General features: G+C 57.1%; 25 protein-coding genes and 1 tRNA gene. 8 read left to right on the plus strand and 18 right to left on the minus strand.

The features are described 5' to 3' along the window. Window positions 1-63 precede the first annotated feature (63 nt). The gene (gene acnA / locus QQL78_RS04980; RefSeq protein WP_284371137.1) at window positions 64-2853 is read right to left on the minus strand and encodes an aconitate hydratase AcnA; all 2790 of its coding nucleotides are present in this window, start codon (window positions 2851-2853) and stop codon (window positions 64-66) included. Between the two features lie 233 nt (window positions 2854-3086). Here acnA and QQL78_RS04985 point away from each other — a divergent pair, with 233 nt between their 5' ends. Next, complete coding sequence (locus tag QQL78_RS04985) at window positions 3087-3785, plus strand: DUF1223 domain-containing protein (protein WP_284371139.1); 699 nt, start codon at window positions 3087-3089, stop codon at window positions 3783-3785. A 56-nt stretch (window positions 3786-3841) separates the two neighbouring features. Here the strand turns inward: QQL78_RS04985 and QQL78_RS04990 are convergent, their stop codons facing one another. From QQL78_RS04990 to QQL78_RS05015, 6 genes are all read right to left on the minus strand, one after another. Next, window positions 3842-4750 (minus strand): lysophospholipid acyltransferase family protein, encoded by a 909-nt coding sequence (locus QQL78_RS04990; protein ID WP_284371141.1) that lies wholly within the window; start codon window positions 4748-4750, stop codon window positions 3842-3844. 92 nt (window positions 4751-4842) lie between these two features. Then, window positions 4843-5919, minus strand: coding sequence for a flagellar motor switch protein FliG (locus QQL78_RS04995; protein WP_284371144.1), 1077 nt, complete (start codon window positions 5917-5919; stop codon window positions 4843-4845). A gap of 77 nt (window positions 5920-5996) precedes the next feature. Then, entirely contained in the window at window positions 5997-6524 is a 528-nt protein-coding gene (locus tag QQL78_RS05000) for a tetratricopeptide repeat protein (RefSeq protein ID WP_284371146.1), read from the minus strand. Window positions 6525-6730: 206 nt separating this feature from the next. Then, on the minus strand, window positions 6731-6892 hold the full coding sequence (locus tag QQL78_RS05005) for a hypothetical protein (protein ID WP_284371148.1): 162 nt from the start codon (window positions 6890-6892) through the stop codon (window positions 6731-6733). Window positions 6893-7004: 112 nt separating this feature from the next. Further along, the gene (gene purB / locus QQL78_RS05010) at window positions 7005-8309 is read right to left on the minus strand and encodes an adenylosuccinate lyase (protein WP_284371150.1); all 1305 of its coding nucleotides are present in this window, start codon (window positions 8307-8309) and stop codon (window positions 7005-7007) included. Between the two features lie 169 nt (window positions 8310-8478). Then, a complete protein-coding gene (locus QQL78_RS05015) occupies window positions 8479-9693 on the minus strand; it encodes a bifunctional alpha/beta hydrolase/OsmC family protein (protein WP_284371152.1) in 1215 nt (404 codons plus the stop codon). Window positions 9694-9856: 163 nt separating this feature from the next. Here QQL78_RS05015 and QQL78_RS05020 point away from each other — a divergent pair, with 163 nt between their 5' ends. Beyond that, window positions 9857-11020: a trans-sulfuration enzyme family protein gene (locus QQL78_RS05020; RefSeq protein WP_284371154.1), complete on the plus strand. Its 1164-nt coding sequence runs from the start codon at window positions 9857-9859 to the stop codon at window positions 11018-11020. A 43-nt stretch (window positions 11021-11063) separates the two neighbouring features. Here QQL78_RS05020 and dddP read toward each other — a convergent pair whose 3' ends face one another. Beyond that, window positions 11064-12407: a dimethylsulfonioproprionate lyase DddP gene (dddP, locus tag QQL78_RS05025; RefSeq protein ID WP_284371156.1), complete on the minus strand. Its 1344-nt coding sequence runs from the start codon at window positions 12405-12407 to the stop codon at window positions 11064-11066. A 124-nt stretch (window positions 12408-12531) separates the two neighbouring features. Between dddP and QQL78_RS05030 the strand changes: the two genes are divergently transcribed. Beyond that, a complete protein-coding gene (locus QQL78_RS05030) occupies window positions 12532-13245 on the plus strand; it encodes a heme-dependent oxidative N-demethylase family protein (protein WP_284371157.1) in 714 nt (237 codons plus the stop codon). A gap of 38 nt (window positions 13246-13283) precedes the next feature. Here QQL78_RS05030 and QQL78_RS05035 read toward each other — a convergent pair whose 3' ends face one another. The 5 genes from QQL78_RS05035 to QQL78_RS05055 all read right to left on the minus strand — a co-directional run bounded on the left by QQL78_RS05035 (window position 13284) and on the right by QQL78_RS05055 (window position 17038). After that, on the minus strand, window positions 13284-13718 hold the full coding sequence (locus QQL78_RS05035; protein ID WP_284371159.1) for a glyoxalase superfamily protein: 435 nt from the start codon (window positions 13716-13718) through the stop codon (window positions 13284-13286). Window positions 13719-13926: 208 nt separating this feature from the next. Further along, a complete protein-coding gene (locus QQL78_RS05040) occupies window positions 13927-14730 on the minus strand; it encodes a lytic murein transglycosylase (RefSeq protein ID WP_284371161.1) in 804 nt (267 codons plus the stop codon). A gap of 122 nt (window positions 14731-14852) precedes the next feature. Further along, window positions 14853-15080 (minus strand): hypothetical protein, encoded by a 228-nt coding sequence (locus tag QQL78_RS05045; RefSeq protein WP_284371163.1) that lies wholly within the window; start codon window positions 15078-15080, stop codon window positions 14853-14855. A gap of 175 nt (window positions 15081-15255) precedes the next feature. Then, a complete protein-coding gene (gene glnA, locus QQL78_RS05050) occupies window positions 15256-16662 on the minus strand; it encodes a type I glutamate--ammonia ligase (RefSeq protein WP_284371165.1) in 1407 nt (468 codons plus the stop codon). A gap of 37 nt (window positions 16663-16699) precedes the next feature. Continuing rightward, a complete protein-coding gene (locus QQL78_RS05055) occupies window positions 16700-17038 on the minus strand; it encodes a P-II family nitrogen regulator (protein ID WP_284371167.1) in 339 nt (112 codons plus the stop codon). Window positions 17039-17211: 173 nt separating this feature from the next. Between QQL78_RS05055 and QQL78_RS05060 the strand changes: the two genes are divergently transcribed. Then, on the plus strand, window positions 17212-18867 hold the full coding sequence (locus QQL78_RS05060; RefSeq protein ID WP_284371169.1) for an NAD(P)H-hydrate dehydratase: 1656 nt from the start codon (window positions 17212-17214) through the stop codon (window positions 18865-18867). 118 nt (window positions 18868-18985) lie between these two features. On the opposite strand, the gene QQL78_RS05065 is transcribed toward QQL78_RS05060, so the two are convergent. Beyond that, complete coding sequence (locus tag QQL78_RS05065) at window positions 18986-19507, minus strand: Hint domain-containing protein (RefSeq protein WP_284371171.1); 522 nt, start codon at window positions 19505-19507, stop codon at window positions 18986-18988. Window positions 19508-19654: 147 nt separating this feature from the next. Between QQL78_RS05065 and QQL78_RS05070 the strand changes: the two genes are divergently transcribed. Together QQL78_RS05070 and QQL78_RS05075 are read left to right on the plus strand one after the other, a co-directional pair. Next, window positions 19655-19738, plus strand: a tRNA-Leu gene (locus QQL78_RS05070). A gap of 229 nt (window positions 19739-19967) precedes the next feature. Then, on the plus strand, window positions 19968-20861 hold the full coding sequence (locus QQL78_RS05075) for a tyrosine-type recombinase/integrase (protein ID WP_284371173.1): 894 nt from the start codon (window positions 19968-19970) through the stop codon (window positions 20859-20861). Here the strand turns inward: QQL78_RS05075 and QQL78_RS05080 are convergent. From QQL78_RS05080 to QQL78_RS05095, 4 genes are all read right to left on the minus strand, one after another. Then, on the minus strand, window positions 20858-21097 hold the full coding sequence (locus tag QQL78_RS05080; protein ID WP_284371175.1) for a helix-turn-helix domain-containing protein: 240 nt from the start codon (window positions 21095-21097) through the stop codon (window positions 20858-20860). The two genes, QQL78_RS05075 and QQL78_RS05080, sit on opposite strands and share 4 nt — an antisense overlap. A 314-nt stretch (window positions 21098-21411) precedes the next feature. Then, a complete protein-coding gene (locus tag QQL78_RS05085; protein ID WP_284371177.1) occupies window positions 21412-21990 on the minus strand; it encodes a hypothetical protein in 579 nt (192 codons plus the stop codon). Window positions 21991-22186: 196 nt separating this feature from the next. Further along, the gene (locus QQL78_RS05090) at window positions 22187-22744 is read right to left on the minus strand and encodes a hypothetical protein (protein ID WP_284371179.1); all 558 of its coding nucleotides are present in this window, start codon (window positions 22742-22744) and stop codon (window positions 22187-22189) included. Next, on the minus strand, window positions 22699-23061 hold the full coding sequence (locus QQL78_RS05095; RefSeq protein ID WP_284371181.1) for a YbaN family protein: 363 nt from the start codon (window positions 23059-23061) through the stop codon (window positions 22699-22701). Before QQL78_RS05095 ends, QQL78_RS05090 begins: the two co-directional genes overlap by 46 nt. 334 nt (window positions 23062-23395) lie before the next feature. Here QQL78_RS05095 and QQL78_RS05100 point away from each other — a divergent pair, with 334 nt between their 5' ends. Both QQL78_RS05100 and QQL78_RS05105 read left to right on the plus strand, forming a co-directional pair. Next, window positions 23396-23674 carry a hypothetical protein gene (locus tag QQL78_RS05100; protein ID WP_284371183.1) on the plus strand — a complete coding sequence of 93 codons (279 nt, stop codon included), beginning with the start codon at window positions 23396-23398 and terminating at the stop codon, window positions 23672-23674. Between the two features lie 56 nt (window positions 23675-23730). Further along, window positions 23731-24828: a mandelate racemase/muconate lactonizing enzyme family protein gene (locus QQL78_RS05105; RefSeq protein ID WP_284371185.1), complete on the plus strand. Its 1098-nt coding sequence runs from the start codon at window positions 23731-23733 to the stop codon at window positions 24826-24828. Window positions 24829-24851: the final 23 nt, after the last annotated feature.

A 24851-nucleotide genomic window follows, 5' to 3' on the forward strand; every position in this document is an offset into this window, starting at 1 on the left:
ATAACGAAAAAAGCCCCCGCTACAATGTGCAGCGGGGGCTTTTTATTCTTTTAGAAAAATAGCTTATTCAGCTGCGATTGCGTCACCTTTGGCCAGGTCACGCAGCACGTAATGCAACACACCACCATGTTCGATATATTCGATTTCGATCGCGGTATCGATGCGGCACTTCAGGGTGATCTCTTTGACCGTGCCATCCGCCATGGTGATCGTGCAGGGCACTTCCTGCAGCGGTTTGATTGTGTCCAGACCGGAGATCGAAACAGTTTCCTCGCCGGTCAGGCCAAGGCTCTTGCGGGTGTCGCCATTGGTGAACTCAAACGGGATCACACCCATGCCTACAAGGTTGGAGCGGTGAATGCGCTCAAAGCTTTCCGCGATCACGGCCTTGACGCCCAGCAGGGCCGTGCCCTTGGCCGCCCAGTCACGAGAGGACCCGGCACCATATTGCTCACCACCGAAGATGACCAGCGGCGTGCCTGCCTCCTGATGCGCCATGGCGGCGTCATAGATCGAGGTCTGCTTGCCATCGGGGCCTTTGGTATAACCGCCCTCAACCCCGTCCAGCATTTCGTTCTTGATGCGAATGTTGGCGAAGGTGCCGCGCATCATGACCTCATGGTTGCCACGGCGCGAACCGTAAGAGTTGAACTCGCGCGGGGAAACCTGACGGTCTGTCAGATACTTCCCGGCGGGGGTTTCTTCCTTGAACGACCCGGCTGGCGAAATATGGTCGGTGGTGATCATGTCACCAAGGACCGCCAGCACTTTGGCCCCGTCGATGTTGGTGATCACACCCGGCTCTGGTGACATGCCCTGAAAGTAGGGTGGGTTCTGCACATAGGTCGAGGTTGGTGGCCAGTCGTAGGTCTTGGCATCGGTGATTTCGACACCCTGCCATTTTTCATCACCTTTGAAAACGTCGGCATATTTGGTCTGGAAGGCTTCGCGGGTGACGGTTTGCTCGACCAGCTCGGCCACTTCCTGTGTCGTGGGCCAGATGTCGCGCAGGTAGACGTCATTGCCATCCTTGTCCTGACCCAGCGGGCTGTTTGCCAGATCGTGGTTCAGATCCCCCACCAGCGCATAGGCCACAACCAGCGGCGGAGAGGCAAGGTAGTTGGCACGCACGTCAGGCGAAATCCGACCTTCAAAGTTACGGTTGCCTGACAGGATCGAGGTGCCGATCAGGTCATAATCATTGATCGCCTTGCTGATCGCAGGCTCCAGCGGGCCGGAGTTGCCGATACAGGTGGTGCAACCATAGCCGACAAGGTTAAAGCCGATGGCGTCCAGATCTTCCTGCAGGTTCGCAGCCTCAAGATAGGCGGAAACCACTTGCGAGCCGGGGGCCAGTGATGTTTTGACCCAAGGCTTGCGGTTCAGACCCAGCGCGCGGGCTTTGCGTGCCACAAGGCCGGCACCGATCATCACATAGGGGTTGGATGTATTGGTACAGGAGGTGATCGAAGCGATCACGATGGACCCGTCATGCAACTGGTAATGACCATCCTCGGTCTCTACATAGCCGCGCTTGTGGTTGCCTTCATCGCCCGGAATATCCTGCGGCTCTGGCTGGCCGCCTTCACCTTCCCAGCGGATTTCCTCTTTGACGGTAGCGTCTTTGCCTGCACGCACCCCTTTGACATATTCAGCAAAGGCGGTGTGGGCAGAGGTCAGCGCGATATAATCCTGCGGGCGTTTCGGACCGGAAATCGCCGGCACGATGGTGCCCATGTCGAGCGACAGCGTATCGGTGTAGATCGGCGCGTAATCGTCGCCGCGCCACATGCCGTTCTCCTTGGCATAGGCTTCGACAAGCGCAATCCGGTCTTCGTCGCGGCCCGTGGTGCGCATGTAGCGCAGGGTTTCGCCGTCAATCGGGAAGAAGCCACAGGTTGCACCGTATTCCGGTGCCATATTGGCGATTGTCGCGCGGTCTGCCAGTGGCAGGTGGTCAAGGCCCTCTCCGTAGAATTCGACGAATTTGCTGACCACGCCTTTTTCGCGCAGCATTTCAACAACTTTCAGCACAAGGTCGGTGCCTGTGGTGCCTTCCATCATGCGGCCGGTCAGCTCAAAACCAACCACTTCGGGGATCAGCATCGAAATCGGCTGGCCCAGCATGGCGGCCTCGGCTTCGATCCCGCCAACACCCCAGCCCAGAACGGCCATGCCGTTGACCATGGTTGTGTGGCTGTCGGTGCCGACCAACGTGTCAGGATAGGCCACTTCGTCGCCGTTCTGGTCTTTGTCGGTCCAGACGGTCTGGGCCAGATACTCAAGGTTCACCTGGTGACAGATACCAGTACCCGGAGGCACAACGCGGAAGTTGTTAAACGCCTTCTGACCCCATTTGAGGAAGGTATAGCGCTCCATGTTGCGCTCATATTCGCGGTCCACGTTCATCTGGAAGGCGCGCGGGTTGCCGAATTCGTCGATCATCACAGAGTGGTCGATGACCAGATCAACAGGGTTCAGCGGGTTGATTTTCTCGGCGTCACCCCCAAGGGCCACCAGACCGTCACGCATCGCGGCAAGATCCACAACCGCCGGTACGCCGGTGAAATCCTGCATCAAGACGCGGGCAGGGCGATAGGCGATCTCGCGCGGGTTCTGGCCCCCTTTGGCCCCCCATTCGGCAAATGCTTTGATATCGTCGACGGTAACGGTTTTTCCATCCTCGAAACGCAACATGTTTTCCAGCACCACTTTCAACGCGGCGGGAAGGCGTGAGAAATCGCCCAGACCGGCCTCTTGCGCGGCGGGAATGGAATAATAGGCGATGCTTTGACCACCGGCGGTGATCGTTTTACGTGTCTTGGCTGTGTCCTGTCCGACTTGAATGGTCATGGAACGGTCCCTTTCTGGGCTGCTGGCTATGGGATGTTGGGGCCTAAATGCCACTCTCCCGCTGGCTAATCAACCACTATTCATGGGGTTTGGGCATATTTGTATACCATGGTGTACAGATTATGAAGAAATTCACGGTATTGGTGACACTTGTTTCAAGAAACCTTGATTGGTTATTTCATCCCCCTGCGTTTAGAAATGGGGCAACCTGCCTTGCCAGCCACTGGAATCACATGAAACAAATTCTCCCTGCCTTCTTTGCTGCGATGCTGACATCGGCATTGCCTGTTGTCGCGCAGGATATGCCTGTGGTGGTTGAACTTTACACCTCTCAGGGCTGTTCCAGCTGCCCGCCGGCGGATGCCATCCTGCATGAGCTGGCAGCTCGTGATGATGTTATCGCGCTGGCACTGCATGTGGATTACTGGGATTACATCGGCTGGAAAGACCCCTTTGGCGATCCCGCCCATGCGGCGCGCCAGCGGGCCTATGCGGCGGCGGGGAATCGCAGATCAATCTATACGCCCGAGATGATCGTCGGGGGAACAACGGATATCGTCGGGGCGAAGCCGATGAAATTGGCCAAGGCCATTGCAGAACATGCCAGCCAGCCGGAACAGGTAGAAATGGCTTTGTCCCGATCAGATGATGAATTGCGCATTCAGGCGCGGGCGATTGGCAAGGTCAGGGGCACATTGACCGTTCATATGCTGCGTTACACTCCGATCCATACCACCCGGATCAAACGCGGTGAAAACCGAGGCAAGACCTTGGAAAACGCTAATATTGTAGAGGGATGGACCGTTCTGGGCACATGGGACGGCAAGGCACCGCTGTCGCTCAAGACAGCCATAGCCGGGGACAAACCGGCGGTGGTGATCCTTCAGGAGGCAAATGCCGGACCAATTGTAGCTGCGGCGCGGCTGCGCTAGCGGGCATTCCTTGAGAGGAAAGCGCTACGATGTTAATAACAGTCTTGGCTCCGGCTTTAATCCTCGTCAGCGCGCCATCTTCTGTGAACCCAAAACCATTGATCCGGCGACTGGTTGATCCGCGCCGACAAGCTGTCGTTCAGGGCCTGTGTCATGGTTGTGGGGTCGGAATGCGGCACCGGCGCTTCCAGAACGGTTTCAAAACTTAACCCGTCGGGCTGACGAATGCCGTAAAATGGAATCAACTGCGCGTCATAACGCAGCGCGAGTTCAGCGGCGGACAGCGCCGTGCGCGCGGGTTCTCCCATAAAATCCAGCACAGGTGCGTAAAGCACATGTTGATCAAACAGCAACACCAGCTGGCCCCCGTCTTTGAGGTGACGCACAAAGCCTGCGGTGCCCTTGCGCCCCTGCGGAAAGACCGGCCCGCCAAAAGCTTCCATCGTTTTGACGTAATGTGCGTTGAAATATGGGTTCTTCATGTCGCGGTAGAGGCCGCCGATATCATAGCCGCGTGCCACCAGCGCGGCCCGTGTCGCCTCGTAATTTCCGAAATGACCGCTGACAAGGATCACCGGGCGGTTGGCCCTTACCGCGTCTTCAAGCGCCGCTGCACCGGGGCCTTGCGGGGTGTTCTGCGCCATACGCGCGGGAAAATCCTTGGCTGAATAGTTTTCGATGAACGAACGGCCCACATTGTTCAGACAGCCACGGGCAATCTCAAGGTGGCGTTCCTTGGGCATCTCGGGCCAGATCAGCGCCAGATTGTCGAGGGCCCGTTTGCGATAACCGGCAAGCGGGCCAATCACATGTTCCACCAGCCAGCCGACAAACCGGACACGGGTGGCATAGGGCAGGGCGAGCGCAAGCCGGATCACCCCTACGATCAACGCATTACTCAAAAAATCCCCAAGCCGCTGGGCGGGTTGCGCATGTGGGTCGTCTTGGGATTGTTGGTCTGACATAGGGCTCTGACGCTTGGGGCAGTTGCGCCAGACATAGCCCGCGTACCCCTGCGCAACAAGTCAGCTTTGCGCATCTACGTGAGGGGGGCGGATTATCCTTCCTCCTCCTCGTCCTCTTCAACGATCAGCAAGAGGTCGCCGGCCTGTTCCATCCGGCGGATAACATCAACAACATCGGACATCGCCGCCTCTGCATCTGCGGGTTTCACCTTTCCGGCCCCTTCCATGTCTTCACGCAGCTGATCTGCCATCCGGCCCGACATGTTTTCCAGCATGAAGTCCCGCGAGGTAGCGAACCCTGCGGCTTCCGCCCCGGCAAGCGCGATCACCAATTTGGCCTGATCCACCTCGCGCAAGACACGCGGAATGTCGCGTGCGGCGATGCGGGTAGCGATATTGCCAAAGGTAAAGATCGCCTTGCGCACCGCATTGGCAAAGCCCTGATCGGTTTCATCAAGTCCGGTCAGCACATCGTCACGGGTCAAGGAGGTAGAGGAGTTCAGGATGGCACCAACCCGTTCCACCGGATCATCCTCAAAGGCGCGGGCAGGTTGGGAATCAAGTTGCATGGCCAGTGACAGACCAATCCGGTCAACCGCATCGGGGGTGACCGCATTGGTCAGGGAAACCGCATAGGTAATCCGGCGCGCCTGTGGGCCGGGTATCCGGCCCAGCAGCTCTGCCGCCATCGACACCGGAAGCTTGGACAGCATGACAGCGGCAACTTCGATGCTTTCGATTTCCAGCACCGGCAACAACCGGTCCGGTCCCAACTCGCGCAGGCGTTTCCAGGGATCGCCAAACTGGCGCACCCCCGCCTCCTTGCGCAGACGGGCGGCGGTATGGGGGCTGATTTTACCATCCAGCGCGTCCAGAGCCCCTGCCATGCCGGAAGGGAAGGACAATCCGATCTTTTCCAGTTCAGCGGAAAACTCCTCTACAACAGCGCTGAGCGTGTCGCGATCCACCGTTCGCATGGTGCCCATTTGATGGGTCAGTGCCACCTGTGCCTCATCCGGCAGATCTTCCAGCGGGATCTCCGCCCCCTCGTTCAGCAACAGGCGCACAACAATGGCCGCCTTGGCACGACGGCTGAGTGATACAGTCGCGCCGCCCCCCGAAAGTCCGGGCAGCGGCGCGAAATTGTTCATTGCAACGATGTCGTTCATCTATCACAAACCCCATGATTTAAGGAGCTTATCGGTGTTAAAGATGAAGAAACCTTGAAGGGTAAACCAGCCAAATCCTAATAATTAAAGGTTTTGCCTGTGGCGATGGCGGCCCGCAAAGACGCTTCGGCCCAGCTGCCGCTGCCACCATGGTTGCGGATTTCGCGCAGTTGGAACATGGCATCCGCCACCTTGCCCTGCTCAACCAGCGCTTGCCCCATGTAGGAACGTGCCAGCACATTGGCAGGGTTCACCCGCAGGGCGGCGTTGTAATAGGTCATTGCCGCGTCGACATCACCCATTTTGCGGCTGGTAAAACCCAGATAGGTCAATGTGCGGTCATCCTCCGCTGGCATCTGCGCCAGCACAGCCTGTGCCTCTGCATAGCGTCCGGCATAGGCCAGTTCACGCAGGTTTTCATAAAGGCTATCGACGTCCAGATTGCTTTCTTCCGCAGCAACGCAGGATTTTGTCTTTTTGTCGTAAACCTGACCGGTTTCGCATTTCGGCTTGCTTGGAGCCGTTTCATCACCGCCCCCGGCGGCCCAGGCACCGGAAGCCATAAAAGGCAGGGCAACGGCGGTGGCGAGAATAAACTGTTTCATAACTGACTCCATAAATGCAATTCCAGAAATGTAGCCTATCAACGGAACTTGCCAAGCATTTCCTGCCTCAGAACACGGCTGTGTGAACGCCATGAGGGCGTGTGGGTTAAGATATCTGTGCGTTCTGGTCGCAGACACCGGGCCTTTGGTCAAAAATGTTCCAAAGGGCAGCGCCTGTCCGGGCACCACGGGGAAAGGGTTGCGCCTCAGGTATTGACGGGCAGGCAGCTGTGGGTGCTGGTGTCATAGGCCGTTCCGGCGGCACAGGACATCGCCTGTTTTTCCTTACCGTGGCTACAGCCTTCGGCAAAGGCCAAGCCCGGGGCGGTGGTCAGGGCGAGGGCAACAATAAACGTCTTGATCTTCATGGTCCGTCTCCTCGTATTTATTGCGCAAACCTACAGGGTTTGCGCAATATTTGAAACATTCGGAGGGGTCCGGAGGCAACTTGCGCAGAAACGCGCCGGTTTCTCAGGGGTGTCAGTCGCCAAACACGCGTTTGAAAATCGTGTCGACATGTTTGGTGTGATAGCCCAGATCGAATTTCTCTTCGATCTCTTCGGGGCTCAGGGACTTGAGCACATCTTCATCCGCCAGCAGCTCGGTTTTGAAATCCTTGCCTTCTTCCCATACTTTCATCGCATTGCGCTGCACCAGCTTATAGGAATCCTCGCGCGATACGCCCGCTTGGGTCAGGGCCAGCAGAACCCGCTGCGACATCACCAAGCCACGGAATTTATTCATATTCGCCAACATGTTGTCCGGGTAAATCACCAATTTGTCGATGACGCCGGTCAGGCGTGAAAGGGCGAAATCAAGGGTGACTGTTGTGTCAGGGCCGATGTTGCGCTCGACGGAGCTGTGCGAAATGTCCCGCTCGTGCCAGAGGGCGACGTTTTCCATGGCGGGCACAACAGACATGCGGCAGAGGCGCGCCAGACCGGTCAGGTTTTCCGTCAGTACCGGGTTGCGCTTATGCGGCATGGCGCTTGAGCCTTTTTGACCGGCAGAGAAGAACTCTTCGGCCTCCAGCACTTCGGTGCGCTGCATATGGCGGATTTCTGTGGCGATGTTTTCGATGGAAGAACCGACAACGCCGAGACAGGCAAAGAAGGCCGCGTGGCGGTCGCGGGGGATCACCTGAGTGGAAATCGGTTCGGGTTTCAGGCCAAGCTTTTCGCAGACATGCTCTTCGATGGCTGGATCGATATTGGCAAATGTTCCGACCGCACCGGAGATCGCGCCTGTGGCAATCTCATCGCGTGCGACGCGCAGGCGCGCGAGGTTGCGGTCCATTTCGGCGTAAAACCGTGCGAAGGTCAGCCCCATGGTTGTGGGTTCAGCGTGGATGCCGTGGCTGCGGCCAATGCGCACCGTGTCCTTATGTTCCAGCGCGCGGCGCTTCAGCGCAGCCAGCAGCGCTTCAACGTCGGCAATCAGAATATCGGCGGCCCGTGTCAGCTGAACATTGAAACAAGTGTCCAGCACATCTGAGCTGGTCATGCCCTGATGGACAAAGCGGGCTTCGTCGCTGCCGATATGTTCGGCCAGATGGGTCAGGAAGGCGATGACATCATGTTTGGTCACGGCCTCGATCTCGTCAATCCGGGCGACGTCGAATTCAACATCCTTGGCTTTCCAGACGGCCTCGGCGTTTTCACGCGGGATTACCCCCAGATCGGCCATGGCATCGCAGGCATGTGCCTCGATCTCGTACCAGATGCGGAACTTGGTCGCGGCCGACCAGATGTTAACCATTTCGGGGCGGGAATAGCGGAGGATCATGCGGGGCACACCTTTTTGTGACGGTTTTCAGGGTCACCGGCGGCATAGACTGATGGGGGGCGGAGGACAAGATGGCAGCGGCGGCTTAGCGTCCGGTTACTGTGGTAATCACAGGCGGGGGGCGCGAGCGGAGAGTGCGGACAGTATATAGGGCCAAAAAGAGGAGAGGTCAGGCGAGAAGTTCGGTTTCCACCTTTGAGGATTTTTCCAAGGTGCGATGGACCGGGCATTTGTCAGCGATCTCCAGCAGGCGCTGGCGCTGTGTGGCATCAAGCGGGCCGGTCAATCTGATGCGGCGGCGCCATGTGTCGATCTTGTCGCCACTGCCGGTTTCGGCGTCCTGCGCGTGGACCTTGTCATGGCAGACATCGACGCTGACGTGTTCCAGCGGCCAGCCCTTGCGGCGGGCATACATTCGGATGGTCATGGAAGTGCAGGCCCCGAGACCGGCTGAAAGGAACCCGTAAGGAGACATGCCACGATTGGTACCGCCATATGCCAGCGGTTCATCAGCCAGCACGTGGTGGATCGGGCCCGCGTTGACGTCTTGCAGAAAACCTTCGGCATCCGCTTCGGAGACCCGCACGATGCCTTCCGGGGTGGCAGGCGGCGGAGCGGGCTGCGCAAGTTTGAGATAGCGCGTCGCCCAGGTGGCAATGACATCCGCGGCATATTCAGCGTCTGCTGTGGCGGTGATCAGATGGTCGGCATCATCCAGTGTGACAAAGCTTTTGGGGTGTTTGGCGGCGGTGAAGATCTGGCCGGCATTGTCGATGCTGACGATCGCGTCACGTGGGGCATGCAGGATCAGCAATGCAGCGTTCAAGCCAGCGATGGCCGGTGTCAGGGTTTCCTGTGCCACATCCTCGACAAACCCCTTGCCGATTTTGAAAGGGCGTCCGCCTAGCGAGACTTCGGCGAGGCCGTCGGATTTGATTTTGGGCAGGGCTTCCGCAAAATTATGGGTGACATGGGCGGGATCGAAGGGGGCCCCGAGGGTGGCGACCGCCTTGATCTGGTCCAGCTGTGCGGCAGCTTTGAGGACAGCCGCGCCGCCCAGCGAATGGCCGATCATCAGCGAAGGCGGCATGCCCCGACCTTCCAGATAGCTGCAGCCGGCAATCAGATCATCCACGTTGGAGGTGAAGGAGGTATTGGCGAACTCCCCCTCTGAGTGGCCCAACCCGGTGAAATCAAACCGCAGCACAGCAATGCCCATGCCGGCCAAGCGTGCGGCGATCCTGCGGGCAGCGGGGATGTCCTTGCCACAGGTAAAGCAATGGGCAAACAGGGCGGTGGCCAGATGGGGGCCATCCGGCAGATCCAGCCGCGCGGCCAGCATATCGCCATTATGGCCCGGAAAGGTGACACGTTGGGGGGGCATGGGGGTTCTCCGATCAGGTGGGAGAAAGGTGTGCGATGCGGTACCATGGTGCAAGCCCTGTGTCAGCGCCCTCACGCGGGCGTGACGTGATGGCACCTGTCGTGACAGTGATTGCCTGTGGCGCGGGGCAGGTGTAGCAACAAGGGATTGATTAACCACGAGGATGCGCCCCTTGTCCGATACGCCCAAACCCCCGATGCGGCCTGCCACCCTTGCCGCCCAAGCCGCAGGTGCAATTGATGGTGAAACCGCAGGGGTGGTGCCTGCGGTCCATATGGCGACGACCTTTTTGCGGGGCGCGGATTATGCGCCGCTGAATGGGGATAACATCTATCTGCGGTCTCATAATGAGAACACGCGGGTGGCCGAGCGGCTGTTGTCTGCCCTGGAAGGGGCGGCGGAAACTCTGTTGTTTCCATCCGGCATGGCGGCAGTGGCGGCGGTGTTTCGCACCGTGCCGACCGGCGGCGCAGTGGTGGTACAACGTCAGATCTACTGGGGTACAACTGCCTGGATCAGGGATTTCTGTGAAAGGCGTCAGATCACCCTGCATGAGGTTGAAGCCTCTGATGCGGCGGCGCTGGCGGCGGTCTGCGCAGAACACCGGCCAACACTGGTCTGGGTCGAAACCCCGTCAAACCCGTGGTTGCGGATCACTGATGTGGCAGGGGCAGCGCAGATTGCCCATAATGTTGGTGCTGCGCTGGTTGTTGACAGCACCGCTGCCTCACCGGTGTTGAGCCAGCCCTTGGCGCTGGGAGCGGATATCGTGATGCATTCTGCCACCAAAGGGATCAATGGTCATTCCGATGTGCTGGCTGGTTCATTGTCGGTACGCGATCATGATCGCCCGATGTGGCAGGCCATACGCGCGGATCGTGACATGGCGGGGGCGGTGCTGGGCCCGATGGAGGCATGGTTGCTGACACGCGGGATGCGGACCTTACCATTGCGGATGCGGGAAATGTCGGGCAATGCTATGCGCTTGGCCGAGTTTCTGTCGGATCACCCGAATGTTGAAACCGTGCTATATCCCGGCCTGTCGGATCATCCGGGACATGAGATTGCCCGGCAGCAGATGAAAGGTGGCTTTGGCGGGCTTCTGTCTTTTGTTGTGAAGGGCGAAGCGCAAGCCGCCCTGCGCGCGGTTGGCCGCTTGCAGTTGTTTCACCGCGCCACGTCTTTGGGCGGGGTCGAAAGTCTGGTTGAACACCGCCACACAATCGAGCCGCACACCGGCATTCCCGAAGGGTTGCTGCGCCTGTCCGTAGGGATCGAGGATGCGGATGATTTGATCGCTGATCTGGGGCAGGCTTTGGGGCAATAGGTATCGAAGGGCAGGGCAGTTTCCAACTGCCCTGCAGGTTCCTTTAACCCTGTCCCATCAACGCCGGGTCAAATTCATAGCTGGTTAGATCCTCAAACCCGTCTTCGGTCACCAGCACCTGATCTTCCAGCTTAATCGCGAAATCGCCGCCTTCCGGCTGGACCAGCGCTTCAACGCAAAGCACCATGCCGGCCTCAAGCGGATAGTCATAGGCCCCTGCGACCGCGTGATCGGGGTAGGCGACCAAGGGCCATTCATCACACAGACCCACCCCATGCATCAGGCAGCCGTATTTGCCTGCCTGAAACTGCGCGTCCAGCACATGAGTCCCCGCTGTCAGTTCGGGGATCATCACACCCGCTTTCAGCATCTGTTTATTGGTCTGGATGTGCTCGACACCATGTTGCATCGCATAGATCATATCAGGGCGGGGTTTCTCATCACCGATCCACCAGGTGCGCGAGATGTCGATGCAGATGCCGTAGCTGCCCACAAGATCGGTATCAAAGGCGACGATTTCATTGTTCTGTACGATGCGGGGGCCACATTCCTGAAACCAGGGGTTGGTGCGCGGGCCGGATGTCAGCAGGCGCGTCTCGATCCATTCGCCACCGCGTTTGATGTTCTCGGCATGCATCACGGCCCAGATGTCATCTTCGGAGGTGTGTCCCTTCGGGACCTCACTGCGGGCGAAATCCTCCATCTTTTTTACCGCAGTTTCACAGGCATGCGAGGCACAGCGCATGGCGAGGATCTCGTCCGGGCCTTTCACCGAACGGCTTTTCTCGGTAACTTCCTCACCATCCATGATCTCGAACCCCTGCGCCTCAAGCGCGCGCAGCCCGTGCAGCATGATCTTATCCACAGCAAGGCGCATATTATCGCCTGAATGTGCCCTGATCAGGGTGCACACCTCGTTGCTGAACACATCTGCTGCCACATCCACCTTATCGCCGCGATCAAAATAAAACAGATCAGCGCCAGAGCGTTGCTCGCGCACCAAGGGGTTGAATTCACTGAGAAAGGGGGAGTTCTTGTAATCCCAGATCACCATATAGCCATCCGCACAAAGCAACACGGCGCGAAACGGGTTGTGGGTGTTCCACAGCTGCATATTGGTGCTGTCGGTGGCATAGCGGATGTTCAAAGGGTCAAACATCAACAAGCCGCCGTAGCCCCGTTCAACGATATGCCGCGTCAGTCGCTCCCAACGAAACCGGCGCATGGTTTCCAGATTGGGCAGGATCAGCCCCGCCGTTTCCCATTCGCGAAAAGCCAGCAGGGTGGGGCCGATCTCGACACGGTTGGCACGATTGGGGGATCCATCTGGCAAGTGGCTGCCTTTGTCGGGGTCGATTTTGCGGGTGTCGCTGTAGTGCGCGGTCATGACGGCCTCCTCGCTTGGGATGAGGAACAGCTTGACGGAATTTACATGGGGTGGATGGCAAAGAGCGACGTTTTTCCATGTCGTTTTTGCGGGACTCTGCCGTGGGTCTTGTTAGGTTGGCCAAATGGCTGTGATCCTGCAAAATGCCCTGCCTGATGAAATGTTGCAGCCTCAGGCGCTGCCCGGTGTATCCCCATGTGCGGCGGATGACTGGCTGCGCGTGGATGAGGCCTATGCCGCCCAGATGGCGTATCGTGCGACCTTGATGGCAGAGAAACCTGATGCAGTGTTATGGATGTCGCCAGCGGCCTTGCCCGCAGCGCAGGAAGTGCTGCAAGAGGCGCTGGGCATTCTGCCGCCGCTGGGGTTTGACGTGCAAAGGGACCATGTGATCTGCCCGGACGGCCGATGCGTGGTGTTGGATGGTGATGATCCGCTGCACACCTTGGGACATTTGGTGCAGCAAGATATTTGCGTGCTGGAGAAACGCGGAGCAGAGCATGTGCTGACCGCTGCGATTGTCTGTTTCCCGGCAAATTGGCGGTTGGCGGATAAGGTGGACCGGCCATTAAGCGCGATTCATGATCCGGTTGCGGAATACGACGCGGATCTGACCCGCCGCGTTCAACGGATGTTCAACGGGGTGCGGGCAGGGCGACCGTTATGGCGCTTTAACCGGCTTAGCTATGTAGATGCAGATCTGCATCAGCCGTTCCGCAAGGCCAGTGGAGATATCGAAAAATTCACCCGCTCTGAACGGCAGTGCATTCTGCGCCTACCGCGCACCGAAGCGGTGGTTTTCACCATCCATACCCATGTGGTGCCCAAAATCGGGTAAACACGGGCCACCTGATCATTTGGCGGCCCGTGTCATAGTCACGCCAGATGAAGCACCATATGCGGTTGCCCATCCGAGGTTTTCTGCGGCGAATGCCCATCTGCGTTAAGGGTGGTGTTCACCTGCCTTCGAAACGAGCTGAACAGCGGTGAGGTTACCACGTCTACAGCTTCGTCAAAACGCAGGGTAAGCGCCCAGAACCCGTTTGCCTGCTGGCGTGCGGCCTTGACCTCCCCCGCAAAGGCATGACCCAGATACCGGCCCGCAACGCGCTGGCCGGGGGACCAACCGGGGTGGATATTGCTGGTCCGCGCGCTCAGCGTGTTCCAGTCACGTGCCCCCCATTGATGGGCGATGGTCTCCAGCGCCTGTGCATGGCTGATGGTTTGCCCCTTGTCGGCAAGGTCACTGCGCAAGCGCTTTGCCTGTGCTTTCAACACATCACGCGACGGGATTTGTACTGTATTGTTCATGTCAAACACTCCTGCTCGCAAGTGAGAAAGGGGTCCGCGTTGCCTGTCAATCCGCGAGATTGAGAGCTTGTTCAGTTACACAGGACTTCACCGGAATGCGGACGGCAGGGGCCTGACCCTTGAACGCCATATAGGAGGGCCCCCTGAAATGCACAAGGCCCGCCGTGTCAGGGACAGGCAGGCCTTGGCATTTACTGTGGCTTTTAGGTCAACCGTCGATCTTGGCACCCATGATCGCGATGGCCTGTTGATAGACAGTTGCCGCGTTCCACTGCTTGATGACTTTAAAGTTGGGCTGGCCTTCCTGATACCCTTGCCCCGGCTTCCAGCCTTTCTTGCGCAGGAAGTTGGCAGTTGAGGCCAGCGCGTCGGTCTGGTTGTAGAAATCGACCCGCCCGTTGCCATCTGCATCCACGCCGTATTTCAACGCATTGCCCGGCAGAAACTGAGTATGTCCCAACTCCCCATGTTTCGCGCCTTTGGTGGCGGGGGTGATGGCACCCTGATCGACCAGCTTTAGCGCGCCGATGGCATGGGGTACAAAAAACGCTGATCGGCGGCAATCATAAGCCAAGGTGGTGATGGCAGAGACAACAGAGCTTTTGCCCATGAACCCGCCAAAGCCGGTTTCCATGCCATGGATCGCCAGGATCACACCGGCAGGCACGCCATAGCGTTGTTCAAGCGACTGGTAGAATCCGGCGCTCTTGGCTTTGCGCTTGCGACCCTGTGCAACAATCGTGTCGGCACCACGAATCTGCATGAACTTGGGCAGGGAGTATTTGAAAGATTTCTGGTTGCGGTCCGCCTGAATGGTGCCGGTGGCATAAGACGCGCTTGCCAATGCATCAAGGCCGCGCTGGCCCACACCGGCGGCTTTCGCCTCGGCGGCAAAGCTGGCTTTCCATTGCCCGAAACCGCCAGCATTATTGCCACATTGCGCGGCAAGGGCGGGCACGGCAAGCGCAAGGCTGAGCGCGCTGCCCAGAATGATTGAATGTAGATGACGCATAGGGATACCTCTTAAACTGTCGCGCACAGCTTACCGAGGTTTGGGCGGGGGGCAAAGGGGAACCGTCTAACATATCTGTCAGACTGGTTTTGTTTCATCTAGGAAAGGTCTGGAGCAGGAGCCTAGCCAGCCAAGGCGAAAACCCATTCGATTTCAACAGGCGAAACCGTAAACGCATAGGCGGTTCCTGCGGTCAGGATGCCGACACCCACCATAAACGGAAAGGTCAGGCAACGGGCACGAAAGGAGCGGCGGGTCTTTGTGCGCCCAACCATCGACGCGGTATCAACGGTCTGACCGTTATTGATGCGCGCCAGACGCTCTTCAAATGTTGTGCTCGAAATGGCCATGACATTCTCCTTTGGTTCCGTGCACATTTATATGTCCTGGATTTCGGGCCAAATTGGGGCAGGGCCGCGGCGTCAACACGACATCGAGAAAAACCAAGATTTCCGGCTAAACGGCATCAGAAACGAAAAAGGGCACCCCCGAAGGTGTGCCCTTTCAGATCAAAATCTGTGCCGCTTAGCAGCTGTAGTACATGCCGAACTCAACAGGGTGTGGCGTGTGCTCGTACTTGTGAACCTCTTCCATCTTCAGTTCGATATAGCCTTCGATCTGATCGCGGGTGAACACGTCACCAGCCAGCAGGAAGTCCATGTCTGTCTGCAACTCTTCCAGCGCTTCGCGCAGGGAGCCACAAACGGTTGGAATATCGGCCAGCTCTTCTGCGGGCAGGTCATAGAGGTTCTTGTCCATGGCTTCGCCCGGATCGATCTTGTTCTTGATGCCGTCAAGACCGGCCATCAGAAGGGCTGCGAAACACAGGTATGGGTTTGCTGCCGGATCAGGGAAACGGGCCTCAACGCGCTTGGCTTTGGGGCTTTCGGTCCATGGGATACGTACACAACCGGAACGGTTGCGTGCGGAATAGGCCCGCAGAACAGGGGCTTCGAAACCGGGGATCAAACGCTTGTAGCTGTTTGTGGACGGGTTGGTGAAAGCGTTCAGTGCCTTGGCGTGGCCCAGAATACCGCCGATGAACCACAGGGCTTCCTGTGACAGGTCGGCGTATTTGTCACCAGCGAACAGCGGCTTGCCGTCTTTCCAGATCGACATGTTCACATGCATGCCGGAGCCGTTGTCGCCATAGATCGGCTTGGGCATGAAGGTTGCGGATTTGCCGTAGGCGTGGGCCACATTGTGGATCACGTATTTGTACTTCTGCAACTCGTCAGCCTGTTCGGTCAATGAGCCAAAGATCAGGCCCAATTCATGCTGACAGGAGGCAACCTCGTGGTGATGCTTGTCCACTTTCATGCCAAGACGCTTCATCGTCGACAGCATTTCGGCGCGCAGATCGTGGGCTTCATCCGTTGGGTTCACAGGGAAGTAACCACCCTTGAGGCCCGGACGGTGGCCCATGTTGCCCATCTCATACTCAGTATCCGTGTTCCATGACGCATCGGATGCATCAACTTCGTAGGACACTTTGTTGATCGTGTTGGAGAAACGCACATCATCAAACAGGAAGAATTCGGCCTCTGGACCCATATAGGCCACGTCACCGATACCGGAGGACTTCAGATAGGCCTCGGCCTTTTCAGCGGTGCCGCGGGGGTCACGATCGTAGGGTTCGTTTGTGTCGGGCTCAACAACGGAACAATGCACACAGATGGTTTTTTCCGCATAAAACGGATCCAGATAGGCGCTGTTCAGGTCGGGCATCAGCTTCATGTCAGAGGCTTCGATGCTTTTCCAGCCCGCAATGGAAGATCCGTCAAACATGAAACCTTCTTCAAGAAAGTCCTCGTCAACCAGATCGTTTACAACCGTCACGTGCTGCAACTTGCCGCGTGGATCGGTAAAGCGGATGTCGACATATTCAATGTCTTCATCTTTGATACGTTTCAGAAAATCCTGTGTGCTCATCAGGGAGGTTCCTTCTTAATTAAGTAGAAAAGGTGGATTACAGCGCGTCAGAACCGGTTTCCCCGGTGCGGATGCGGATTGTTTGTTCGACGGGAGAGACGAAGATTTTACCATCACCGATCTTTTCGGTCTTGGCTGCGTCCACAATGGCCTGGATGGCGGCGTCGACCTGATCATCATCCAGCACAACTTCGACTTTTACCTTGGGCAGGAAATCGACAACGTATTCGGCACCGCGATACAGTTCGGTATGGCCTTTCTGGCGGCCAAATCCTTTGACCTCGATCACGGAAAGCCCTTGAACGCCAACGTCCTGAAGAGCTTCTTTCACCTCGTCCAGTTTGAACGGCTTGATGATCGCTTCGATCTTTTTCATAACGGGCTCCTCCCAAGAATTCTGTCGCTGTGCGGGTCATTTCATTTTGCCCCAAGGGAATCCATAAAGGCTGCGGCATTCAGGCGGCGAGAACGGGTGAAACCCGCATCGCTGCATAAATTCGCGCCGTGGTGATTAAATTTTATGCGGTTTTGAAACTTTGAGGGGATGAGATGACCGAATTGCTGACGGCGGATCAAATGCGCGGCTTCGAAAAGGCCGCAATTGCGCGTGGAGACGCCAGCGGTCTGGATCTGATGGAGCGTGCCGGGCAGGGGGTGGTTGAGGCGATTCTGGCGCAGTGGCCCGAGTTGACCAAGGGCGGGCACAGGGCCTTGGTGTTCTGCGGCCCGGGCAACAATGGCGGGGATGGGTTTGTCATTGCCCGCCTGTTGCGGGATGTGGGCTGGACAGTGCAGGTGCATCTGCACAGTGATCCTGCCGCCTTGCCAGCGGATGCCAAGGAAAACTATGACCGCTGGATGCAAGCCGGTGAGGTGCTGCCGCTTGTCGCGGAAACCGTGTTTGCCGGTGCCCGCCCGGATCTGATTGTCGATGCGGTGTTTGGTATTGGCCTGTCGCGCCCCGTTCCTGTTGAGATTGCACAGGTGCTGGATGTCGCGGGGATGAAACAGTGGAAATCACCTTATAAAATCAAACGTGTGGCGGTGGATTGCCCTTCCGGACTTGATCTGGATACCGGGATCATCCCAACGGACAGGGCGGCGGGGCGCAAGGCCGGCAGTGCCTGGCCCGCAACCCTGAACACCGCCAATCTGACCGTAACCTTTCATGCGCCGAAACCGGGGCACTATCTGGCACTTGGGCCTACGCTTTGCGGAAGTCTCAAGGTGGTTGATATCGGTCTTGGTGGCGCGGCGCGTGAGAGCCAGATGATTGGTCAAAGCCCGGATCCCCAGCGCATCCGTCTGGCTGAACCTTTTTTTGCCGGGCGAAACGTGACCGGCAGCTGGCTGCGTTCTGTGATGGGTAAACCGAATTTGCCGGGCCACAAGTTCAACTTTGGCCATGTCGCGGTCTTTGCCGGCGGCGTCGGGCGCGGTGGCGCGGCCCGTCTGGCGGCGCGCGCAGCCTTGCGCAGTGGTGCAGGGCTGGTCACGGTGATCTGCCCGCCTTCTGCACTGATCGAGAATGCCTGTCAGCTGAACGCGATCATGTTGCGGGCGCTGAAAAAGGATCAACCTTTGGCCGAAGTCGCTGATCACAGGGTCACCTCGTTTTGTCTTGGGCCGGGGATGGGGGTGTCGCAGCGCACCCGCGATCTGGTGCAGGAGGTTTTGGCCCGACGGGCAGGGGAATATGATCTGGAGGACCCGGTGGTGGTGTTGGATGCGGATGCGCTCAGCAGCTTTGCGCAGGATCCGCAAAGCTTGTTTGCCCAGACCCATGCCCGAACCATCCTGACGCCCCATGAAGGCGAATTCGAACGGTTGTTTCCCGACCTGTCCGGTCCAGCGCGCAGTCGATTGTCCAAGGTTGACGCGGTGAGACAAGCCGCCAAACGTGCGGGGTGTCTGGTCCTGCTGAAAGGGGCGGATACCGTCATCGCCGATCCACAGGGCGGCGCAACGGTGCATGCCGCCAGCTATGGCCGCGAGGTGCCCTGGCTGGCGACTGCTGGGGCGGGGGACGTGCTGGCGGGTCTTATTGCCGGTCTGGCCGCGTCGTTCGGCAGCGGCACCCTGTTCTGCGCGGCAGAGCTGGCCGCTTATCTGCATGTGGAGGCAGCGCGCAGTTTTGGTCCCGGCCTGATTGCCGAAGACCTGCCCGAAGAATTGCCGAAGCTGTTTCGTGAACTGGGCCTATAGCATTTCGCGAAAAACTTGGATCACCCAACGCTGCCTGAAATCAGAGATTACAGTGTTTTGCGTGATAATCTGTGTTTTCGGGTTCTCGGCGAAGTATCTTATAGGTCCTGATCTGCCATCACGCCGCGTGCAACACCGCGCCGCGCGCCCGTGCGCCATCCGCCGTGCTTAACTCAAGCCCGTCGCAATATAGGATATGCGGCCCGTCACAGAAAAGCTGGTAGAGCGTGGTCTCTTGCATGCCCAGATCGGTGATGAACTCGCCGTCCACCAGGCTGCGCGCGGCAACCAGGGCGCGCTCGCAGTTGAACAGGGCGCGCGCCCGCCAGTCGCGGATCAAAATCATCTGATCGCCCGCAAGCAATGCGTCACGTTCGGGCCGTGTGTGGCCCAGCGAGCCAGCAGAAAGCGCGATTGTATGGACAAGGCGGGTGGTCCGCTGGATATGCACGACTTTGGAGATGCCCGTGTCGCGCGTGATCAGCTTGTCGCCCACCGAAACAAACTCAACAGGCATTTCGCCATCAAGGGTCAGCAGCATTGCGCCAGTGACAAGCCCCGTATCAAGTGCGGCATAGGGGGAATATTGGCCCGTATGACGGTCGTTGCCGCCAACGCGCCCGACCGTTTTCGGCTTCATGGGCGTTACTTTCTTATTTTTGTAACCTGCTCTGGGTATGTGAACTATATGACAAAATCTTGTTAATGTCTTGCTCTTTTTTGGTCTCGCCAAAGGTTTCACACTTTGTTATTGCACCCGAGCTGCCGGTGTTTACGGGCGAGCAGTGCGGGTGTGGCGGAATTGGTAGACGCACCAGATTTAGGTTCTGGCGCCTTTGGCGTGGGGGTTCGAGTCCCTTCACCCGCACCACAGATGCAACTGGATGCAACTCAAAACGTTGCATATAGCCGCAAAACATAGCTAAATGCGTATTCGTGCGGTAAAAGAGTTGCAAAGCTGAGGCACATTATCGCACGTTGGCCCGCATGAATTACGCACAAAGCGCGATGCTATTACGCATGGGGCGCGGGTGGCTAGTTTTCGAAAGCACAGCAAGGGATGGAGGGCAGAAGTATCGCGCAAAGGTGTGCGGCGGTCAATGGTATTCCCGACAAAGCAAGAGGCGAAGGATTGGGCCGCACGGACAGAATACGAGATTACCAATGCGCCCAAGGTCGCTGGGGCAACACCTCTTTCTGACGTAATGCTGCGGTATGCCAAGGAAGTATCATCGAAAAAGGGCGGGGCGCGGTGGGAAGATATCCGGTTGCGCAAATTGTCGAAAGACAAGATCGGTCGGCTGGCTATCAGTGATGTGACGGCAACGGATATGGCAGACTGGCGCGATAGGCGGCTTGCAGAGGTGTCAGCAGGATCTGTGCGGCGTGAAATGAACCTACTGTCAGCGGTGTTCACGCAAGCGCGGCGCGAGTGGCGCATGATACCGGCGAACCCGCTTGCTGATGTGAGGTTGCCACCACCGCCACCTAAGCGGGCCCGGCTTCCCACATCGGACGAATTGGAGCGCCTGGCACATTCTGCGGGGGATGATCTGAGGAACAAAACAGCGCGGGCCTTCCATGCCTTTTTGTTTGCGATGGAAACGGGAATGCGGGCTGGGGAGATTGTGCGGCTATCACAAGACTGCGTATTCATTGAAAAGCGGTATGCGCATTTGCCGAAGACGAAGAACGGAACGGCCCGCGATGTGCCCTTGTCGAAAGAGTCGATCCGATTGCTTTCCATGCTCCCCGAACACGACCCGATTTTCAACATTAAAAGCTCAGAACTAGATGTGCTTTGGCGCAAGCGACGGGATCGGGCCGCTGTGGTTGATCTGACATTCCACGATAGCAGGCACTGCGCTGTGACGTGGTTGTCTCGAAAGCTGGACGTGTTGGCGCTGGCAAAGATGATTGGGCATAGAAACATATCTCAGCTAATGACGTATTACGATGAATCCGCCGAAGAGTTGGCGAAAAGGCTGGACTAGCCAACCTTGACGCGGCGCAGCTTACCGTCCCCCTTGGCTTCCAGTGTTCCGCTTGCGATCCGGCGATGCACCGTGCTGCGATCCACGCCCAGCCTTGCGGCGGCGTCCGAGATTGTCAGCCATTCGGGCGCGGGTATCACCGTTGCGCCATCAAGGCGGCTGTGCAGGTCGCCCAAGCTGTTTTCGACGCGCTTTAGCCAATCGGTGGGCACAAGAGTGAAGCTCTGATCGCTCATGTGTCTCTGCCTCCTATGGGCTGGGTAGAATGTTTCTCTCAAGACCGGCTTGAATCGCGCCGTTATAGTCAAATGGACCGTGGATGTAGAAAGCCTCATAGCGGAAGCACAGTAGGGCGTTGGGTGTGCATTCACCCGCACCATAGAACTTTCGCGTAGCGAAAGGTCTATTTTGTCTACCGGATAACACCGCGCAGCAGTCGTTCTGCAAGAATGTTGAGAGCGTCGACGGTCTTAGGTTTCACCATCTGCTGGCGCTAAGCTTTTTCCGTAGGTGTCCGAAATATTGGGGATGAAGTCCGGCACGCCCTCCCTCAGTGACGTGCGTTCATCCAGATCAGTTTCTTGACTTGCATGTTGGTCAATTGCAACTGCACCCGCTTACCAGCCCGAGGGCGGACTTTGGTCTTGAAGATAACACTGCGGGCTTCTGAATTAAACGGCTTCACCAGATGCACGTGATAGAGAACCGCCCCATCCTCGCGACAATCGATGCCGGTTATGTTGCCGACATGCGCCCCTTCAGAACTGACCAAACGGCGGTCGCTAGTATCGCAGTTATCGGCTTTCTGAACGAGGTTCCGGTCATTTGGGCCATTGCCTGGGTTGTTTGCCGTTGAAGGAGTGGTGTCTGGATCTTCGGGTTCCGGTTCGGGCTCTGGCTCCGGTTCGGGCTCCGGTTCTGGCTCAGGCTCTGGTTCGGGATCTGGCGATTTTCCCGGATCAGTCCCCCCTTTGTCCCCCTCTTTGTCGGCTGAAACATCGCCACCTTTTGACACATCGCCACCTTTACCACTGACATCGCTGCCGCTGTTGGCAGTGACAGGTGCAGCCAGTGTAAATACCAACAAAGCTGTCGCGGCTAAAGTACTCATCAATTTCGTTCTGGTCATTACAGATGTCCTCAAGAAAAAGAACTTTCATCAGGCCGGCGGCCAAACGTTAACCTTATGTTAAGCTTTCGCGTCACAGAAGGGATGGGAAAAAGACAGAAAAATACTCCTATTTCTACAGTATCCGGGCTCTGGGAGTTCGCGGCACTGACAAGCGGTTGAAAAGCAACGGGTTTTTTTGGTGCGTTTCAAAAGCCTAAAAATTAACTGGATGCTCGCTATGGTTGAAATGTTTCAAGAAATCTGTTTCCAATCTGTGATCAATCGCAAAAGTACCAGACCATTGTTCTTTTTTCGCTTCAGACTCAGCGGATGGTTTTGTCGCTTGTTTCTGAGTACCATCGGTAATGGGGCGGATCATTCCCCATTGGGTTTGACATTGCTGGATAGGGCTTCTGTTTTGCGATGCGCATTTGAATAAAGTGGCCACGGCGCTGCCCGGTTGGCTCAATATCGTTATTGGTTTGCTTGGCGGTTTACGGTGGTGCCAGACAGGTAGCTCCCTTTTGTTCCAACCGATACAAAGGATGGCCGAACCGATGTTAAGGCCCGCCCATTCGTCGGCCAGACAAATGTTCGTGTCGATGATAGTGGAAAAAATGACGGTAGGGGGGCGTCCATAGACGTGTTGATTATCTTTGGCTGAACCAAGGGTTTTCGTCAGCAATGTGTCGGTAAGGTCAAGATCAGTGAGGGCGCGAGCATCGTTTAACCTGGTCCGTTTGGGCGACTTAAAATAAAGCCAGCAGCGCATAACAAGCAAACTGCTTGGACAAGCAAAATAGGTGTCGCCAGATCAGCTGCCACGCTGGCACTGAATGTGATGACCATCATCACAAGGGCGAGAACTTTATATCTTAGCGCGATCGCGCCGTTGTCGCGCCATTCTCTTATTATCGGTCCAAAAGTCGGATTCTGTTCAAGACGTGCTGCAAGGCGTGGTGACCCTTTGGCAAATGCGAAAGCTGCGAGAATGACAAAAGGCGTTGTCGGTAGTAGCGGGAGAAGCACCCCGATACCACCAAGGACAAGCGCGATCAGGCCAAGAATTGTCCAATACAGTCGGATCATGGCTGAACTCCTAGACGTTACGCTTTGACGATTGCAGGCTTGGTGTGACATTGCTGTCGATCGGGCGCAATTTCTAATGCATCACAAAGAGGTTCAACGGGTGATGGGCCGCCGCCATCAATACCCCATCGACCTGGCCCGGTGTCGTCCAACTCCTTTCACCTGGTGATTTGCGTAAAAACAATACGGGTGATGTTGACCAGCGGCCTGCCGGATAAACCGGTTGGGGGAGAGTTTGGAGGCGGCTGATAAGGCTGGATTTGGCCTTTGAAGGCGTCATATGTCCACCTTAAGAACCACCTTTGACCATGGGCGGGGTAGAAGGGCCAAAGACATGAAATACCAATATTTACTGGCTCCAACCGAATGGGGAGGCGAAAAGAGAGGGTATGAATTGCTGTTTCAAGGGGCTTCACCCGCGCCAAATCCGCTTTGCCATAGAAAGCATCCGCTGTTTTCAAATAAAATCAATAAGCTACAGTTGCCTCGCACAAATGATGAGAGCCTTGTTTTCTCTCCCAGCGGCATCAGATTTGCGTTTCTGGCTGAAAGACCTAGAGTACGTCCTGCAACTGGTCGGGTGATTGTTGCTCGGCCAAGAAACGGGCGCTGATTCACGTCAAAGGGCCCGGCCGGACCGAATATTCTGAGACGTAAAGTAGCAATGGCATGGCCCAAATCTCATCACTCGACGTGCGGCTGTTTCACATTCCACTGGCTGAGGTGCTGGTGGATGCGAAACATGGGGATCATCATTTTTTCGAACTGATTACCGTGACCATTGGCCTGAGTAACGGGATGACCGGCACCGGCTACACCTACACCGGGGGCAAAGGCGGGCATGCGATCGAGGCGATGATCACACATGATTTGACACCTTTTCTGATCGGTAAAGACGCCACTGATGTTGAGGCTCTCTATGACGCGATGCAATGGCATCTGCATTACGTGGCACGTGGTGGCATCGCATCCTTTGCGATTTCTGCCATTGATATCGCCCTGTGGGATCTGCGTGGCAAAGGTTTGAACCTGCCGCTTTGGCAGATGGCCGGTGGGGCGGCGAGAACCTGCAAGGCCTATTGTGGCGGGATTGATCTGGGGTTTGATCTGCCCAAACTTCTGGACAGTGTTCAGGGGTATCTGGACCGTGGTTTCAACGGGGTGAAAATCAAGATCGGGCAACCAACCCTTGAGGAGGACATCGCGCGGATCAAAGCGGTGCGTGCGCTGATCGGCCCTGACATCGCTTTTATGGTGGATGCGAATTATTCGATGAGTGTTGAACAGGCAATTGTCGCGGCCAATGCGTTCAAACCCTTTGACCTGCTGTGGTTTGAAGAGCCGACCATACCCGATGATTACGCCGGTTATGGCAGGATTGCAGAGGCGACGGGCATGCCCCTCGCGATGGGTGAAAACCTGCATACGATACATGAGTTCGAATACGCATTGGATCAGGCAAAGCTGGCCTTTATCCAACCGGATGCCTCCAATTGCGGTGGGATCACCGGATTTTTGCAGGTGGCCGAACGCGCGGCGCAGGCCGGGCTGCCGGTGTGCAGCCATGGCATGCAGGAGTTACATGTCAGCCTTGTGGCGGGGCAGGAGAATGCTGGCTGGATCGAAGTCCATTCATTCCCGATTGATGAATATACCCTGCGGCCGCTACAGGTTGAAAACCATCTGGCCGTTGCGCCGGATGATGCCGGGATTGGCGTAACGTTTGATTGGCGAAAGCTTGAAGCCGCAGACCAACGCAAGGCTTGAAGTTCGGCTGGGGGGCGTGTGAG

Source organism: Sulfitobacter pacificus, assembly GCF_030159975.1.
Lineage (GTDB): Bacteria > Pseudomonadota > Alphaproteobacteria > Rhodobacterales > Rhodobacteraceae > Sulfitobacter > Sulfitobacter pacificus.